We start from the raw sequence: 16762 nt of genomic DNA, 5'->3' as shown, positions 1-16762 counted from the left end.
TCAGGCGTTGGCGTCTTTGACTTCGCGGATGATGTCCTGATACTCGCGCAGTTTCTGCGGAGTCATCATACGGCGCTGATCGTCAAGCACTACGCCGCCTACTTCATCGGCAATATGCTGCGCGGATTGCAGCATCAGCTTGAAGTTTTGCAGTTCATCACCGTAAGACGGCACCTGCATGAAGATAGTGACACCCGGCGTTGTGAAATCCTTCATTTCAGGATCAAAGGTTCCCGGTTTCACCATATTCGCCAGGCTGAATAACGCAGGGCCGCTGCCATCCGGGCTAAGATGGCGATGATAAATATTCATATCGCCAAAGATAAAGCCCGCCTGTTGAATGCTATTAAGAAGCAGTTCACCGTTCAGCTCGCTACCGTGATGCGCCGCGACGTTCATGATGATCACCGCTTCTTTGCGCTTCGGCTTATCCATCACAGGCGCTGGTTCAGCTACAGGTTCAGGCTGCGGTGCCGCTACAGGTTCCGCGGTCTGGAAAGTAGGCTGCGGAGCTGGAGGCACCTGCGAAACAACCGGCTGTTCAGGCTGCGGCGGGTAAGCCGGCTGCTGTACTGGCTGCGGTTGTTGCACTGGCTGCGGTTGCTGAACAGGCTGCGCTGAATGCGGAGCATGTTGCGGCGGTACCTGCGCTTCAGGCGGCTGCTGAACCGGTTGACGCGGTTGCGCAGACGCATAAGGCGGTTGGTACTGGTGTTGCGGCGACGGACGAGCAGCCTCATGCTCCTGGGCGTTAGCCGGGGCATGATTTACGCGGTGAACACGAACCTCACCAACGCCCTCATCATCTTCGACATCCTCGTCATAAGAATCGTCGTCACGTTTTGACTTCATTCGTTTTAGTGGCCGATCGCGAAACATAGAAGATCGTTCTTTACGGCTGGTCCAGAAACCATGTACCAGTAAAGCGATTATGGCGATCGCGCCAACAATGATTAATATCAGACGCAAATCCTGCATCATTATATTCTCTGTTGTTCTAACACCTTGCCACCACGGCAAACATTTACTCACTAAGAGTATTTGTCGATTACCTCAAGTGCAAGTGCACTATTAACTTTCACAGCACAAAGATAGATGAAATCGTGCTTTTTGCTGGTTTTTCGAACATATCCTAACTGTCCATTGCGCAAATACCCGGTAAAATACGCAGAACTTTCCTGGGATTGGTCAAAAGGAGCATATCCTGATTATGGTTTCAACATTCACATCTGCCTCACGCAGCGGTTTTTACTATTTTGCGCAAGGCTGGAAGCTCGTCTCGCAACCTGGGATTCGCCGTTTTGTCATCTTACCGCTGTTGATCAATATCTTGTTGATGGGAGGCGCGTTCTGGTGGCTCTTTAGCCAGCTGGATGTTTGGATCCCGTCGTTAATGAGTCACGTACCTGACTGGCTGCAATGGTTGAGCTATTTGCTGTGGCCTGTAGCGGTTATCTCCGTGCTACTGGTTTTTGGCTATTTTTTCTCCACCATCGCCAACTGGATTGCCGCACCATTTAACGGTTTGTTGGCTGAACAACTGGAAGCAAGACTGACTGGCGCTACGCCACCGGATACCGGTATTTTCGGCATCATGAAAGATGTGCCGCGGATTATGAAACGTGAATGGCAAAAGTTTGCCTGGTATCTGCCGCGCGCGATTGTATTGCTGATCCTTTACTTCATCCCTGGCATTGGGCAAACCGTCGCACCGGTGCTGTGGTTCCTGTTCAGCGCCTGGATGTTAGCCATCCAGTACTGCGACTATCCGTTCGATAACCACAAAGTGCCATTCAAAGAGATGCGCACTGCCCTGCGCACGCGCAAAATCACTAATATGCAGTTTGGTGCTTTAACCAGCTTGTTCACGATGATCCCGGTACTCAACCTGTTCATCATGCCGGTGGCCGTTTGTGGCGCTACGGCGATGTGGGTCGATTGCTACCGCGCTAAACATGCATTATGGCGGTAACAATTTACCGATTATTTTGTAAACATTATGTGTGGAACAGGGGTGGCTTATGCCGCCCCTTATTCCATCTTGCGAGCCATTATTTCCCTTCTGCATATAGATATGCTAAATCCTTACTTCCGCATATTCTCTGAGCGGGTATGCTACCTGTTGTATCCCAATTTCATACAGTTAAGGACAGGCCATGAGTAAGATTTTTGAAGATAACTCGCTGACTATCGGTCACACACCGCTGGTTCGCCTGAATCGCATCGGTAACGGACGTATTCTGGCGAAGGTGGAATCCCGAAACCCCAGCTTCAGCGTTAAGTGCCGTATCGGTGCCAATATGATTTGGGATGCCGAAAAACGCGGCGTACTGAAGCCGGGCGTTGAGTTGGTGGAGCCAACCAGCGGCAATACCGGGATTGCACTGGCGTATGTGGCTGCCGCTCGCGGTTATAAACTCACTCTGACCATGCCGGAAACCATGAGTATTGAACGCCGCAAGCTGCTCAAAGCGTTAGGTGCAAACCTGGTGCTGACCGAAGGTGCTAAAGGCATGAAAGGTGCGATTCAAAAAGCGGAGGAAATTGTTGCCAGCAATCCAGAAAAATACTTGCTGCTGCAACAATTCAGCAACCCGGCAAACCCGGAAATTCATGAAAAAACCACCGGCCCGGAGATCTGGGAAGATACTGACGGTCAGGTCGATGTGTTTATTGCTGGTGTCGGCACTGGCGGTACGCTGACCGGCGTCAGCCGCTACATTAAAGGCACCAAAGGCAAGACTGACCTCATCTCTGTTGCCGTAGAACCAACCGACTCTCCCGTTATCGCCCAGGCGCTGGCAGGTGAAGAAATCAAACCCGGGCCGCATAAAATCCAGGGCATCGGTGCTGGCTTTATCCCGGCTAACCTTGATCTCAAACTGGTCGACAAAGTTATTGGCATCACCAATGAAGAAGCCATCTCTACTGCGCGTCGCCTGATGGAAGAAGAAGGCATTCTTGCCGGGATCTCTTCCGGCGCGGCTGTTGCTGCGGCGTTGAAACTACAAGAAGATGAAAGCTTTACCAATAAGAATATTGTGGTTATTCTTCCATCATCGGGTGAGCGTTATTTAAGCACTGCACTGTTTGCCGATCTCTTTACCGAGAAAGAATTGCAACAGTAATGCCAGCTTGTTAGAAATGCGTAAAAAAGCACCTTTTCAGGTGCTTTTTTGTGGCCTGCTTCAAACTTTCACCCCTCCTGGCATTGATTCAACTTGTCGGAACTGGTATTTAACCTGACTAATTATTTTGATGCGCGAAATTAATCGTTACAGGAAAAGCCTTAGCTGAATCGATTTTATGATTTGGTTCAAGTCTTCCTTTAGCGGCATAATGTTTAATGATGAACGAAACGTCAGCGGCCAACATCCGCCAGCAATGGACTGTATAGAGCACTTCGTGCGTCGCGTCTGTTAAAACTGGCGCTAACAATACAGGCTAAAGTCGAACCGCCAGGCTAGACTTTAGTTCCACAACACTAAACCTATAAGTTGGGGAAATACAATGTTCCAGCAAGAAGTTACCATTACCGCTCCGAACGGTCTGCACACCCGCCCTGCTGCCCAGTTTGTAAAAGAAGCTAAGGGCTTCACTTCTGAAATTACTGTGACTTCTAACGGCAAAAGCGCCAGCGCCAAAAGCCTGTTCAAACTGCAGACTCTGGGCCTGACTCAAGGCACCGTTGTGACTATCTCTGCAGAAGGCGAAGACGAGCAAAAAGCGGTTGAACATCTGGTTAAACTGATGGCGGAACTCGAGTAATTTCCCGGGTTCTTTTAAAAATCAGTCACAAGTAAGGTAGGGTTATGATTTCAGGCATTTTAGCATCCCCGGGTATCGCTTTCGGTAAAGCTCTGCTTTTGAAAGAAGACGAAATCGTCATTGACCGGAAAAAAATTTCTGCCGACCAGGTTGATCAGGAAGTTGAACGTTTTCTGAGCGGTCGTGCCAAGGCATCTGCCCAGCTGGAAACGATCAAAACGAAAGCTGGTGAAACGTTCGGTGAAGAAAAAGAAGCCATCTTCGAAGGGCATATTATGTTGCTCGAAGATGAGGAGCTGGAGCAGGAAATCATAGCCCTGATTAAAGATAAGCACATGACCGCTGATGCAGCTGCTCATGAAGTTATCGAAGGTCAGGCTTCTGCCCTGGAAGAACTGGATGACGAATACCTGAAAGAGCGTGCGGCCGACGTACGTGATATCGGTAAGCGCCTGCTGCGCAACATCCTTGGGCTGAAGATCATCGACCTGAGCGCCATTCAGGATGAAGTAATCCTGGTTGCCGCTGACCTGACGCCGTCTGAAACCGCACAGCTAAACCTGAAGAAGGTGCTGGGTTTCATCACCGACGCGGGTGGCCGGACTTCCCACACCTCTATCATGGCGCGTTCTCTGGAACTGCCAGCCATCGTGGGTACCGGTAGCGTCACCTCTCAGGTGAAAAACGACGACTATCTGATTCTGGATGCCGTAAACAATCAAGTTTACGTCAATCCAACCAATGAAGTTATTGATAAACTGCGCGCCGTTCAGGAGCAAGTTGCTTCTGAAAAAGCAGAGCTTGCTAAACTGAAAGATCTGCCAGCAATTACGCTGGACGGTCACCAGGTCGAAGTGTGCGCTAACATCGGTACTGTTCGTGACGTTGAAGGTGCAGAGCGTAACGGCGCTGAAGGCGTTGGTCTGTATCGTACCGAATTCCTGTTCATGGACCGCGACGCGCTGCCAACCGAAGAAGAACAGTTTGCTGCTTACAAAGCTGTGGCTGAAGCGTGTGGCTCACAGGCAGTTATTGTTCGTACCATGGACATTGGCGGCGATAAAGAGCTGCCGTACATGAACTTCCCGAAAGAAGAGAACCCGTTCCTCGGCTGGCGTGCTATCCGTATCGCGATGGATCGTAAAGAGATCCTGCGCGATCAGCTTCGCGCTATCCTGCGTGCCTCTGCTTTCGGTAAATTGCGCATCATGTTCCCGATGATCATCTCTGTTGAAGAAGTGCGTGCACTGCGCAAAGAGATCGAAATCTACAAACAGGAACTGCGCGACGAAGGTAAAGCGTTTGACGAGTCAATTGAAATTGGCGTAATGGTGGAAACACCGGCTGCCGCGACAATTGCGCGTCATTTAGCCAAAGAAGTTGATTTCTTTAGTATCGGCACCAATGATTTAACGCAGTACACTCTGGCAGTTGACCGTGGTAATGATATGATTTCACACCTTTACCAGCCAATGTCACCGTCCGTGCTGAACTTGATCAAGCAAGTTATTGATGCTTCTCATGCTGAAGGCAAATGGACAGGTATGTGTGGTGAGCTTGCTGGCGATGAACGTGCTACACTTCTGTTGCTGGGGATGGGTCTGGACGAATTCTCTATGAGCGCCATTTCTATCCCGCGCATTAAGAAGATTATCCGTAACACGAACTTCGAAGATGCGAAGGTGTTAGCAGAGCAGGCTCTTGCTCAACCGACAACGGACGAGTTAATGACGCTGGTTAACAAGTTCATTGAAGAAAAAACAATCTGCTAATCCACGAGATGCGGCCCAATTTACTGCTTAGGAGAAGATCATGGGTTTGTTCGATAAACTGAAATCTCTGGTTTCCGACGACAAGAAGGATACTGGAACTATTGAGATCATTGCTCCGCTCTCTGGCGAGATCGTCAATATCGAAGACGTGCCGGATGTCGTTTTTGCGGAAAAAATCGTTGGTGATGGTATTGCTATCAAACCAACTGGTAACAAAATGGTCGCTCCGGTTGACGGCACCATTGGTAAAATCTTTGAAACCAACCACGCGTTCTCCATCGAATCTGATAGCGGCGTTGAGTTGTTCGTTCACTTCGGTATCGACACTGTTGAACTGAAAGGCGAAGGCTTCAAGCGTATTGCTGAAGAAGGTCAGCGCGTGAAAGTTGGCGATACTGTGATTGAATTCGATCTCCCGCTGCTGGAAGAGAAAGCCAAGTCTACCCTGACTCCGGTTGTTATCTCCAACATGGACGAAATCAAAGAACTGATCAAACTGTCCGGTAGCGTGACTGTGGGCGAAACCCCGGTTATTCGCATCAAGAAGTAATTCTTGCCGCAGTGAAAAATGGCGCCAATCGGCGCCATTTTTTATGCTTCCGCCAACGGCGGCAAAATCAATTCATCGCTCTCATGTTGCTGGGTGTAGCGCATCACCTCCAGTACGCGTAAGCCTGCGCTATGTACCGCGTCAGTTAATTCCTTACCTTTCAACAAGCCACTGATGAGCTGGGCGCAAAACAGATCGCCTGTTCCTTTAAGGTCCGTCTTTACCCGAGAATGGGAAATGACATTCACGCTGTCGGCACTGACCACCACCACCTGCATCTCCTGATTTTCTTCGTTACCAGAGGCGCTGGTAATAACCACCCATTTTAATGTGTCTGAAAGCAAACTTTTTGCTGCGGCAATGGCGCTGTCGAGATCGCGGCAGTTTTTACCGGTCAGGATTTCCAGCTCAAAGATATTTGGCGTAATTCCCTGCGCCAGTGGCAACAAATATTGCCGATACGCCTCCGGAAGATCAGGTTTGACGTAGATACCGCTATCAATATCGCCAATGACCGGATCGACCATAATCAATAAGTCAGGATGGTTTTCGCGTAATACAGTCAGCCACTCGGCAAGTATTTTGATTTGCGACGCGGTTCCCATATAGCCGGTGGTGACAGCGCGCAGCTGGCGCAGCGCATCACGCTCCTGTAGTGCACGTAAATAGCCGCTAAACCATTCATCCGGAATCGCACCACCGTAGAACGTATCATAATGTGGCGTATTGCTGAGCAACACGGTCGGCACGGCAAAGACATTCAGGCCGTTCTGTTTAATAGCAGGCACGGCAATGCTGTTGCCTACGCTGCCATACACCACCTGCGACTGCACAGCGACAATATCCGCCTGCAACGCTCTGCTCTTATCGTTAAACAACAACAAACTACTCATTTAATTTTTCTCCTTGCCGATGATCCTCATCGCATCCCAACCGAAACTTTACCTGATTTTGGCAGTCAAATCGGCTATCACAAAACAAGGATATGGTAATTCAGTGAAGAAAATCATTTGTCTGGTCATTACGCTGTTGATGACACTCCCCGCTTACGCGAAGTTAACTGCCCACGAAGAAGCCCGCATCAACGCCATGCTGGAGGGATTAGCACAGAAAAAGGATTTGATATTTGTGCGCAACGGCGATGAACATACCTGCGATGAAGCGGTTTCCCACCTGCGCCTGAAGCTGGGCAACACCCGAAACCGCATTGACACTGCCGAACAATTTATTGATAAGGTTGCCTCGTCATCATCGATTACCGGGAAGCCTTACATCGTGAAGATGCCCGGTAAGAGCGATGAAAATGCGCAACCTTTTTTACATGCACTGATTGCGCAGACGGATAAAACAGTGCCTGCGCAATAATCTTAGATCCCCGCCCCCTGGCTAAAGTGCTCTTCCCCGAATACCCCGGTGGAAAGGTAGCGATCGCCGCGATCGCAGATGATCGCCACCACCACCGCGCCAGGGTTAGCTTTTGCCACGCGTATCGCGCCAGCAACCGCACCGCCAGAGCTTACGCCGCAGAAAATCCCTTCCCGCACCGCCAGTTCGCGCATGGTGTTTTCCGCATCGCGCTGATGAATATCCAGCACCTCATCCACCAGCGAAGCGTTAAAGATGCCAGGCAGATATTCCGCAGGCCAGCGGCGAATGCCGGGAATACTGCTGCCCTCTTCCGGCTGCAGGCCGACAATGGTCACCGGTTTGGATTGCTCACGCATAAAGCGTGACACGCCGGTAATGGTGCCGGTCGTCCCCATGCTGGAGACAAAATGGGTAATGCGACCGCCAGTTTGCTGCCAGATTTCCGGCCCGGTGGTGGTGTAATGCGCATAAGGGTTATCGGGATTATTGAACTGATCGAGCAGCTTGCCTTCACCACGATTTGCCATTTCAAGCGCCAGATCGCGCGCTCCTTCCATGCCCTGTTCTTTGGTAACCAGAATCAGTTCCGCGCCGTAAGCCAACATCGCCGCACGGCGTTCCTGACTCATGTTGTCCGGCATCAGCAATTTCATGCGATAGCCTTTTAGCGCGGCAATCATCGCCAGCGCAATGCCAGTATTGCCACTGGTGGCTTCAATCAGCACGTCGCCCGGTTTAATTTCCCCGCGCTTTTCCGCCTCGGCGATCATCGATAGCGCCGCACGATCTTTCACCGAGCCTGCCGGGTTATTGCCTTCCAGTTTTAACCACACTTCACTGCCGTTATCCGGCCCCATTCGCTGCAACTTCACCAGAGGCGTATTGCCAATTGTTTGTTCTAATGTACTCACGATCTCTGTCCATACGTGGTGTTGCCTGATGCGACGCTTGCACGTCTTATCAGGCCTACAGGTTACAAACCTTGCCATTAAAAAGCCCGGATCGCGGGAAGCGCCTCCGGGCGTTTAACATTCACTCAACCTATCAGGCGCTTTGTGCGAGAGCAAGTTCCTCATCGCGGGTTTCAATACGCTCGTCGCCGTTATACAGCCGCGCATGTTGCAGACCAACGAATAAACGCTCGCCACGCTGCGGGGCGTCGTCGCCATGCATCACGACCGTCAGCGGTTCGTTGTACCACCCCAGCGGCTGCACGACTAATTGGGTGTAGTGCCCTTTCGGGCTGGCTTCCAGCACCTGGACCGGCAGTGGCGATTCAAGGCTGGTGCGGCGGCTGATATCCACTTCCCACGGGCGCAGGAAGAGATCCACCGGCCCCTGATACGCAGGCGTATACCCCAGCGGCCAGCGATGTGCACCAACGTGGAACTGCCCGCCGCGAATGGTTCCCTGCAGGCGGTTTACTTCGCCCATAAATTCGAGCACAAAACGGGTCGCTGGTTCGCGCCATACCTGGTCCGGCGCATCAGCCTGTTCGATATTGCCCTGACTCATCACCACCACGCGGTTGGCGACTTCCATCGCCTCTTCCTGGTCGTGGGTAACGAATACACTGGTGAATTTCAGCTCTTCGTGCAGCTGACGCAGCCAGCGACGGAGTTCTTTACGCACCTGCGCATCCAGCGCGCCAAACGGTTCATCGAGCAGCAGAATTTGCGGTTCCACGGCAAGCGCGCGCGCCAGCGCTACACGCTGTTTCTGGCCGCCGGAAAGCTGGGCCGGATAACGATCCGCCAGATGGGCAAGCTGCACCATCTCCAGCAATTTTGTCACTTTCGCTTTGATCGCCGCGGCATTCGGGCGCTCGCGACGCGGCAGCACCGTCAGGCCAAAGGCGATATTGTCGAACACCGTCATATGACGGAACAGCGCGTAATGCTGAAACACGAAACCGACTTTACGATCGCGCGCGTGCAGACGGCTGACGTCGGTGCCGTGGAAGCGAATATGCCCACTGGTTTGATGCTCCAGCCCGGCAATAATGCGCAGCAGCGTGGTTTTCCCGGAACCGGACGGCCCCAGCAATGCGACCATCTGACCAGAAGGAATATCCAGTGAGATATCGTTCAGCACCTGGGTGCGACCAAACGACTTCTTAATATTGGCAATCTCAATGCTCATGATGTTCCTCCTGCTGCGCGCGTTTTTCCTGATTTTCCAGGCGCCACTGCAACATACTCTTTAAAAACAGGGTGATAATCGCCATCAGCGTCAACAGCGCAGCAGCGGTAAAGGAGCCGACGGTGTTGTAGTCCTGCTCCAGCAATTCAATCTGTAACGGCAGCGACAGGGTTTCGCCGCGAATCGAGCCGGAAACCACCGATACCGCGCCAAACTCGCCAATCGCGCGGGCGTTGGTCAGCACCACGCCATAAAGCAGCGCCCAGCGAATATTCGGCAATGTGACGCGGCGGAACATCTGCCAGCCAGACGCGCCAAGCAAAATCGCCGCTTCGTCTTCCTGGCTGCCCTGGCTTAACATCACCGGCACCAACTCGCGCACCACAAACGGGCAGGTGACGAAGATAGTGACCAGCACCATTCCCGGCCACGAGAACATAATTTGCAGATTATGTTCATCAAGCCAGCCGCCCAGCGGGCCGTTAGAGCCGTAGAACAGCAGATACACCAGGCCCGCGACCACCGGAGAGACGGCAAACGGGATATCCAGCAGCGTCAGCAGCAACTGACGCCCAGGAAAATCAAAACGTGTCACCAGCCAGGCCAGCAGGATGCCGAACACCAGGTTCACCGGCACGGCAATCAGCGCAATCATCACCGTTAGCCAGATGGCGTGCAGCATGTCCGGGTCAGCCAGATTCTGTAAAACTGGCATCAGCCCTTTGCTGAACGCCTGCACAAAGATGTAAATCATCGGCACCAGCAGGATGAACGCCGAAACCAGCATCCCGATGCCAATCAGAAACCATTTGCCCCAGTTAATCGGGCGCGCGTCATAACGCTTCAATTGGGTAACTTCCGCCATTAATGACCTACCACACGCCGACCAAAGCGACTTTGCAGAGTATTAATTGAGAACAGCAGCAGCAGGGATGCCGCGAGGATCACCGAGGCAATCGCGCTCGCCGCCGGGTAATCAAACTCCTGTAAGCGAACAAAAATCATCAGCGACGTCACTTCCGTCTTCCAGGCGATGTTCCCGGCGATAAATATCACCGCGCCAAATTCACCAAGACTACGGGTAAACGACAGCGCCACACCCGCCACTAACGCTGGAGAAAGCTCCGGCAGCACCACTTTACAGAAACTCTGCCAGTGCGTTGCGCCGAGCGTTTCTGCCGCTTCTTCATATTCCGGGCCTAACTCTTCCAGCACCGGCTGCACAGTACGCACCACAAACGGAATGCTGGTAAAGGCCATCGCTACCGCAATCCCCAGCCAGGTGTAGGTGACTTTGATATCAAACTTCGCCAGCCATTCACCGTAAAAACCATTCACGGAAAAGAGCGAGGCCAGCGTCAAACCGGCCACCGCCGTCGGCAACGCAAAGGGTAAATCCATCAGTGCATCAAGCAGCGTGCGGCCCGGAAAGCGATAACGGGTTAAGATCCACGCCATCAGCAGACCGAAAACACCGTTAAAAATCGAAGCCACAAACGCCGACAGCAGCGTCACTTTGTAGGCCGCGACCACCTGCGGGTTGGTGATCACTTCCCAGTACTGCGCCCAGCTCATCTCAGAGAGCTGCATCACCAGCGCGGAGAGCGGCAGCAATAAAATCAGGCACACAAACAGCAGACTGGTGCCAAGGCTTAAGGTAAAGCCCGGCAGCACGCGTCTTGATGAAACTGCAAACATCAGTTACGCCCCGCAGCTAACAGCTTGTCTAACTCGCCGCCGCTGGTGAAGTGGGTTTTCATCACTTCCGGCCAGGAGCCAAATTTGTCTTCCACGCGGAACAGCTCGGTCTGCGGGAATTTATCTTTCAGTTTGTCCATGACTTCCGGGTTATTCACGCGGTAGTAATAGTCGGTGATGATGGTTTGCGCCTGCGGGCTGTAGAGCCAGTTCAGGTAGGCTTTTGCTGCTTTTTCCGTACCGTTGGCCTGCACATTTTTATCGACCCACGCCACCGGGAATTCCGCCAGAATATTGGTTTTCGGAATCACCACTTCAAAGCCCTGCGCTTCATACTGTTTACGGATGTTGTTCACTTCCGATTCAAAGCTGATCAGCACATCGCCCAGGCCGCGCTCGGCAAAAGTGGTGGTTGCGCCACGACCGCCGGTATCGAACACTTCAACGTTTTTCAGGAACTGCGTCATAAACTGTTCGGTTTTGGCTTTATCGCCACCGTCGGCTTTATCCGCTGCGCCCCACGCGGCTAAATAGGTGTAACGCGCGTTACCGGACGTTTTCGGGTTCGGGAAAATCAGCTTCACGTCGGAGCGCACCAGATCGTTCCAGTCGTGGATATTCTTCGGGTTGCCCTTACGCACCAGGAAGCCCATGGTGGAGTAGAACGGCGAGCTATTATTCGGCAGGCGCGACTGCCAGTCCGCCGGGATCAGCTTGCCTTTGTCGTGCAGGATTTGTACGTCGGTCACTTGGTTATAAGTGACAACGTCTGCTTTTAAGCCCTGTAAAATCGCCAGCGCCTGTTTTGATGACCCGGCATGAGATTGTTTAATCGTCAGTTTGTCGCCGCCGTTATCTTTTGCCCATTGCTGTTCAAACGGCGGGTTCAGGGCGGCAAACAGCTCGCGGGAGACGTCATAAGAACTGTTCAGCAGTTCTGTTGCCTGTACATGGCCTGCCAGCAGCAGAGAAGCGACCAGCGCGAGTGAGTTCTTTTTCAGTAAGTTAACGGCCATTGCGCACCCTTATATATTTAATGACTTTCTAATAGCCATCATATTTATAACGGGCATGAAAGGAGTAACGGTTTTATATACCGTTTGGTGATTTGGAAGTTGAAAAGGGAATAAGAACCGGGTTCAAAACGAAATCCTCCCCACACAAATGCAGGGAGGAAACAGAGGTGAATCAGATGCCGACGCTAACCGTCTCCGGCAACGTACTGCCGCCATCGATCACATTCTGTGTACCGGTTAAATAGCTGGATTCATCCGATGCGAGGAAGGCTGCCAGTTCTCCGACTTCCAGCGGATCGGCGAGGCGACGCATCGGGATTGCTTTTGCCATTTCAGTCAACACCGATTCTGGATCTTCCGGGTTCGACTGACGGGCAATACTTTCCGCCATTGGCGTGCGCACGTAGCCCGGACAAATCGCATTTACGCGAATACCAGACTGCGCGTACTCCACCGCCAGCGATTTAGTCAGGCCAACAATCGCCGCTTTCGTTAAGGCATACGCCGTTTCGCCAGGATCGGCCACCATATCGCCAGTGACCGAAGACATCATCACAATGCGGCCATCTTTGCGGGCAATCATCTCCGGCAGCACCGCCTTTGTGACGTTCCATACGCCTTTAATATTGATATCAATATGGAAATCGCGATCGTCATCGCTCATATCGAGGAAACTGCCCAGGCGACAAACGCCTGCGTTATTCACCAGGATATCAATGCGCCCTTCTTTTTCCTTCGCGCGCTTGATAGCAGCGGCTACCGACGCCGGGTCACGCACATCGGCGACAACCGCCGTACAGCGATGACCACGACCACACAGTTCGTCCGCCAGCTTTTCGATCTCAGGGGAGATATCCAGCAAGATTAGATTCGCGCCATGACGTGCAAAAGTTCTGGCAATTCCTTCGCCAATTCCCTGCAATGCGCCTGTAATCAGTGCTGTCTTGCCCGTGAGTTTACCCATTTTAATGCTCTCCTTGTTAATACAGAGCGTTACACTCCATTCCCTCTGAAAATACAGGATAAACAAAATATTGCTGCGTATCAGCTCACTAATTCAGGAAAATCTCAATCCAGTCGCTGCTTTATGCATCATTTCAGGCGTTGTGTTAGCTCACTGCTGCGCTCAATCATTTTCAATGACTCCACATCATTGAGTTGCACAAGGCCAACAAACAGTAAATCGGTAACAGAATTTTGCGCCGTGCGGGTGGACATCGACGAGCTACGCCATTCGGTTTCGCCGGAAACGGTATCGAGCGTGAAATGCGCCAGCCGCCGCAGCGGAGAGTCAGTCAGAGAAGTAATGGCAATCACCGTTGCCCCCTGCTTTCGCGCTGCCTCGGCGCACAGCACAATCTCTTTTTTACTGCCGCTGTAAGAGATAGCGATTTGTACATCGCCTTTTTTTAGCGCCTGGGAAACGGTGGCTTGTACGTGTGTGTCGGCTTCACAGGCCACGCGATAGCCAATTTTCATCAGTTTGAACGACAGATCGCGCCCCACCAGCGCCGATCCGCCCAGGCCCGTTATCTGAATAAATGGCGCTTTACTGATGACATCAATGATTTTTTGCAGCCGCGCGTAATCGAGCAACGCGCAGGTTTGCTCCAGCGCCAGCTCTTTTTCGCGATTCAGTTTGCGCGCGATCACTTCCAGCGAATCATCACTGGTAATCGAACTGTGCAGGTGCAGCGCCGTGGCATTCGTTTTCTCCCGGCTGGCACTGTATTCGCCAATTAACGCCATACGCAATTCAGTAAACCCTTGCGCGCCGAGTTTCTGAGCGAACTTCACAATACTCGACTGGCTAATACCAAGCTGTTTCGCCATATTTCGTGAAGAAACGGATTTCAGTTCGCTCACCCTGGCTTGCAGAAAGTCGGCTATCTTTTGCTCATTTTCAGTAAAGTCACTTTCTGCATTGCGTAATTTTGTCAGGTACAACATCTTCCACTCCCTCACCACATCCTGCGCGCAGCATAGCACACGGTTTTTGCCCTTTGACGCTCTTCACACTCTGTGATTTCAGACTCAATGATTCCTTTAAAACTAACAAATCGAGATATATGATTCCATCAATCTGCAATTATTTGATTGTGAATACTAAGGTCACCACTGATGCAACTTGAAAAGATGATTACCGAAGGCTCGAACGCCGCCTCGGCTGAAATTGACCGCGTTTCGACGCTGGAAATGTGCCGGATTATCAACGATGAAGATAAAACCGTACCACTCGCCGTTGAGCGCGTACTGCCGGATATTGCAGCGGCGATCGATGTTATTCACGCCCAGGTGAGCGGCGGCGGCCGTCTGATTTACATCGGTGCGGGGACCTCTGGTCGTCTGGGTATTCTTGATGCCAGTGAATGTCCGCCGACCTACGGCGTGAAACCGGGCCTGGTGGTTGGTTTGATTGCTGGCGGCGAATATGCCATTCAGCACGCGGTGGAAGGCGCGGAAGATAGCCGGGAAGGCGGCGTTAACGATCTGAAAAGTATTAATTTAACGGCACAGGATGTGGTGGTTGGTATTGCCGCCAGCGGTCGTACGCCGTATGTGATTGCCGGACTGGAATACGCCCGCCAGCTCGGTTGCCGCACAGTGGGAATTTCCTGTAATCCGGGGAGCGCCGTTTCAACTACCGCAGAGTTTGCTATTACGCCGATTGTTGGGGCTGAAGTGGTTACCGGTTCTTCGCGAATGAAAGCAGGCACGGCGCAGAAACTGGTGCTCAATATGCTCTCCACCGGGCTGATGATTAAGTCAGGCAAAGTGTTCGGTAACCTGATGGTTGATGTGGTCGCCACCAATGAAAAACTGCATGTACGCCAGGTCAATATCGTTAAAAACGCCACCGGATGTAGCGCTGAGCAAGCGGAAGCGGCATTGGTTGCCTGCGACCGCCATTGTAAAACGGCTATTGTGATGGTGCTGAAAAATCTCGATGCCGCAGAAGCTAAAAAACGCCTGGATCAACACGGCGGCTTTATTCGCAAAGCTCTGGAAAAGGAATAACCCATGGCTAAAGAGATCAGCAGTGAACTTCTGAACACCATTCTTACCCGGGTCGGTGGCCCGGGTAACATCGCCAGCTGTGGTAACTGTATGACGCGTCTGCGTCTGGGTGTACATGACAGTTCACTGGTTGATCCCGATATCAAAACCCTGGAAGGCGTAAAGGGCGTCATTTTGACCAGCGATCAGGTGCAGGTGGTTTTTGGGCCGGGCAAAGCGCATCGTGCCGCAAAAGCCATGAGCGAGTTGCTGGGCGAAGCACCGATACAGGATGCCGCGGAGATCGCCGCCCAGAATAAACGCCAGTTAAAAGCCAGACAAACTTCCGGCGTGCAACAATTTCTCGCCAAATTCGCCACCATCTTTACGCCGCTGATCCCCGGTTTTATTGCTGCGGGTCTGTTGCTGGGGATAGCGACGCTAATCGCCACGGTGATGCATGTTCCGGCAGATGCTCAGGGAACGCTGCCCGATGCGCTGAATTTTATGAAGGTGTTCAGCAAAGGCTTGTTCACCTTCCTGGTAATTCTGGTGGGCTATAACGCGGCCCAGGCGTTCGGCGGCACGGGCGTCAATGGCGCAATTATCGCCGCGCTCTTTTTGCTCGGTTATAACCCTGCTGCCACTACTGGTTACTACGCCGGATTTCACGATTTCTTCGGTCTACCCATCGATCCGCGCGGCAATATTATCGGCGTGTTGATTGCCGCCTGGGCCTGCGCCCGCATTGAAGGCATGGTGCACCGCTTTATGCCGGACGATCTCGACATGCTGCTGACCTCGTTAATCACTCTGTTGATCACCGCTACGCTTGCGTACCTGATCATTATGCCGCTGGGCGGCTGGTTATTCGAAGGTATGTCGTGGCTGTTTATGCACCTGAACAGTAATCCGCTCGGTTGTGCGGTTTTAGCCGGGCTGTTCCTGATCGCCGTGGTGTTTGGCGTGCATCAGGGCTTCATTCCTGTTTATCTGGCTTTAATGGACAGTCAGGGGTTCAACAGCTTATTTCCCATCCTTTCGATGGCGGGCGCGGGCCAGGTGGGCGCGGCGATGGCGCTCTACTGGCGGGCGCAACCGCACAGTGCACTACGCAGTCAGGTGCGCGGGGCGATAATTCCCGGCCTGCTGGGCGTTGGTGAACCGTTGATTTACGGCGTCACCCTGCCCCGCATGAAGCCGTTTGTTACCGCCTGTTTAGGCGGCGCGGCGGGCGGTTTGTTTATCGGGCTGATAGCCTGGTGGGGTCTGCCAATGGGCTTAAACAGCGCCTTCGGACCGTCTGGCCTGGTGGCGCTGCCGCTGATGACTTCCGCTCAAGGTATCCTTCCGGCAATGGCGGTATATGCAGGTGGGATTCTGGTGGCATGGGTTAGTGGATTTATTTTCACCACGCTCTTTGGCTGCCGTAACGTCAATCTGGACTGATT

At 52.4% G+C, this 16762-nt stretch carries 17 protein-coding genes; 8 read left to right on the top strand and 9 right to left on the bottom strand.

Translation table 11 applies throughout. The annotated features are described in order from the left end of the window. Complete coding sequence (zipA, locus tag FEK42_RS00440; protein ID WP_130260672.1) at positions 1 to 981, bottom strand: cell division protein ZipA; 981 nt, start codon at positions 979 to 981, stop codon at positions 1 to 3. A 229-nt stretch (positions 982 to 1210) separates the two neighbouring features. On the opposite strand from zipA, the gene cysZ reads away from it, so the two are divergent. The 5 genes from cysZ (at position 1211) to crr (ending at position 6090) form a co-directional block, all read left to right on the top strand. Further along, positions 1211 to 1972 (top strand): sulfate transporter CysZ, encoded by a 762-nt coding sequence (gene cysZ / locus FEK42_RS00435; RefSeq protein WP_130207372.1) that lies wholly within the window; start codon positions 1211 to 1213, stop codon positions 1970 to 1972. A 184-nt stretch (positions 1973 to 2156) separates the two neighbouring features. Then, positions 2157 to 3128: a cysteine synthase A gene (gene cysK / locus FEK42_RS00430; RefSeq protein ID WP_000034402.1), complete on the top strand. Its 972-nt coding sequence runs from the start codon at positions 2157 to 2159 to the stop codon at positions 3126 to 3128. A gap of 382 nt (positions 3129 to 3510) precedes the next feature. Then, positions 3511 to 3768 carry a phosphocarrier protein Hpr gene (gene ptsH, locus FEK42_RS00425; RefSeq protein WP_000487600.1) on the top strand — a complete coding sequence of 86 codons (258 nt, stop codon included), beginning with the start codon at positions 3511 to 3513 and terminating at the stop codon, positions 3766 to 3768. 44 nt (positions 3769 to 3812) lie between these two features. Next, positions 3813 to 5540 (top strand): phosphoenolpyruvate-protein phosphotransferase PtsI, encoded by a 1728-nt coding sequence (gene ptsI / locus FEK42_RS00420; protein ID WP_000623129.1) that lies wholly within the window; start codon positions 3813 to 3815, stop codon positions 5538 to 5540. Positions 5541 to 5580: 40 nt separating this feature from the next. Beyond that, positions 5581 to 6090: a PTS glucose transporter subunit IIA gene (gene crr, locus FEK42_RS00415; protein ID WP_000522247.1), complete on the top strand. Its 510-nt coding sequence runs from the start codon at positions 5581 to 5583 to the stop codon at positions 6088 to 6090. 41 nt (positions 6091 to 6131) lie between these two features. On the opposite strand, the gene pdxK is transcribed toward crr, so the two are convergent. Then, positions 6132 to 6983, bottom strand: a complete 852-nt coding sequence (pdxK, locus tag FEK42_RS00410) for a pyridoxine/pyridoxal/pyridoxamine kinase (RefSeq protein WP_130257428.1) — start codon at positions 6981 to 6983, stop codon at positions 6132 to 6134. A 103-nt stretch (positions 6984 to 7086) separates the two neighbouring features. On the opposite strand from pdxK, the gene FEK42_RS00405 reads away from it, so the two are divergent. Next, positions 7087 to 7455 (top strand): YfeK family protein, encoded by a 369-nt coding sequence (locus FEK42_RS00405; RefSeq protein WP_000719945.1) that lies wholly within the window; start codon positions 7087 to 7089, stop codon positions 7453 to 7455. Positions 7456 to 7457: 2 nt separating this feature from the next. Here the strand turns inward: FEK42_RS00405 and cysM are convergent, their stop codons facing one another. The 7 genes from cysM to murR all read right to left on the bottom strand — a co-directional run bounded on the left by cysM (position 7458) and on the right by murR (position 14264). Then, positions 7458 to 8369: a cysteine synthase B gene (gene cysM / locus FEK42_RS00400; protein WP_130207378.1), complete on the bottom strand. Its 912-nt coding sequence runs from the start codon at positions 8367 to 8369 to the stop codon at positions 7458 to 7460. Positions 8370 to 8502: 133 nt separating this feature from the next. Beyond that, positions 8503 to 9600 (bottom strand): sulfate/thiosulfate ABC transporter ATP-binding protein CysA, encoded by a 1098-nt coding sequence (cysA, locus tag FEK42_RS00395; protein WP_135492872.1) that lies wholly within the window; start codon positions 9598 to 9600, stop codon positions 8503 to 8505. After that, entirely contained in the window at positions 9590 to 10465 is an 876-nt protein-coding gene (gene cysW, locus FEK42_RS00390) for a sulfate/thiosulfate ABC transporter permease CysW (protein WP_064526347.1), read from the bottom strand. Before cysW ends, cysA begins: the two co-directional genes overlap by 11 nt. After that, on the bottom strand, positions 10465 to 11298 hold the full coding sequence (cysT, locus tag FEK42_RS00385) for a sulfate/thiosulfate ABC transporter permease CysT (RefSeq protein ID WP_135492873.1): 834 nt from the start codon (positions 11296 to 11298) through the stop codon (positions 10465 to 10467). The genes cysW and cysT overlap by 1 nt, the downstream gene beginning before the upstream one ends. Beyond that, positions 11298 to 12314, bottom strand: a complete 1017-nt coding sequence (gene cysP, locus FEK42_RS00380; RefSeq protein ID WP_000290223.1) for a thiosulfate/sulfate ABC transporter substrate-binding protein CysP — start codon at positions 12312 to 12314, stop codon at positions 11298 to 11300. Before cysP ends, cysT begins: the two co-directional genes overlap by 1 nt. 172 nt (positions 12315 to 12486) lie before the next feature. Continuing rightward, positions 12487 to 13278 (bottom strand): SDR family oxidoreductase UcpA, encoded by a 792-nt coding sequence (ucpA, locus tag FEK42_RS00375; protein ID WP_000517431.1) that lies wholly within the window; start codon positions 13276 to 13278, stop codon positions 12487 to 12489. A gap of 128 nt (positions 13279 to 13406) precedes the next feature. Then, positions 13407 to 14264: an HTH-type transcriptional regulator MurR gene (murR, locus tag FEK42_RS00370; RefSeq protein WP_131162080.1), complete on the bottom strand. Its 858-nt coding sequence runs from the start codon at positions 14262 to 14264 to the stop codon at positions 13407 to 13409. 171 nt (positions 14265 to 14435) lie between these two features. On the opposite strand from murR, the gene murQ reads away from it, so the two are divergent. Continuing rightward, positions 14436 to 15332 (top strand): N-acetylmuramic acid 6-phosphate etherase, encoded by an 897-nt coding sequence (gene murQ / locus FEK42_RS00365; protein ID WP_130207386.1) that lies wholly within the window; start codon positions 14436 to 14438, stop codon positions 15330 to 15332. A 3-nt stretch (positions 15333 to 15335) separates the two neighbouring features. After that, complete coding sequence (gene murP, locus FEK42_RS00360; RefSeq protein WP_135492874.1) at positions 15336 to 16760, top strand: PTS N-acetylmuramic acid transporter subunit IIBC; 1425 nt, start codon at positions 15336 to 15338, stop codon at positions 16758 to 16760. Positions 16761 to 16762 lie beyond the last annotated feature (2 nt).

The organism is Escherichia sp. E2748, assembly GCF_005781125.1.
GTDB lineage: Bacteria > Pseudomonadota > Gammaproteobacteria > Enterobacterales > Enterobacteriaceae > Escherichia.
This window is presented reverse-complemented; position numbering and strand designations above follow the sequence as displayed.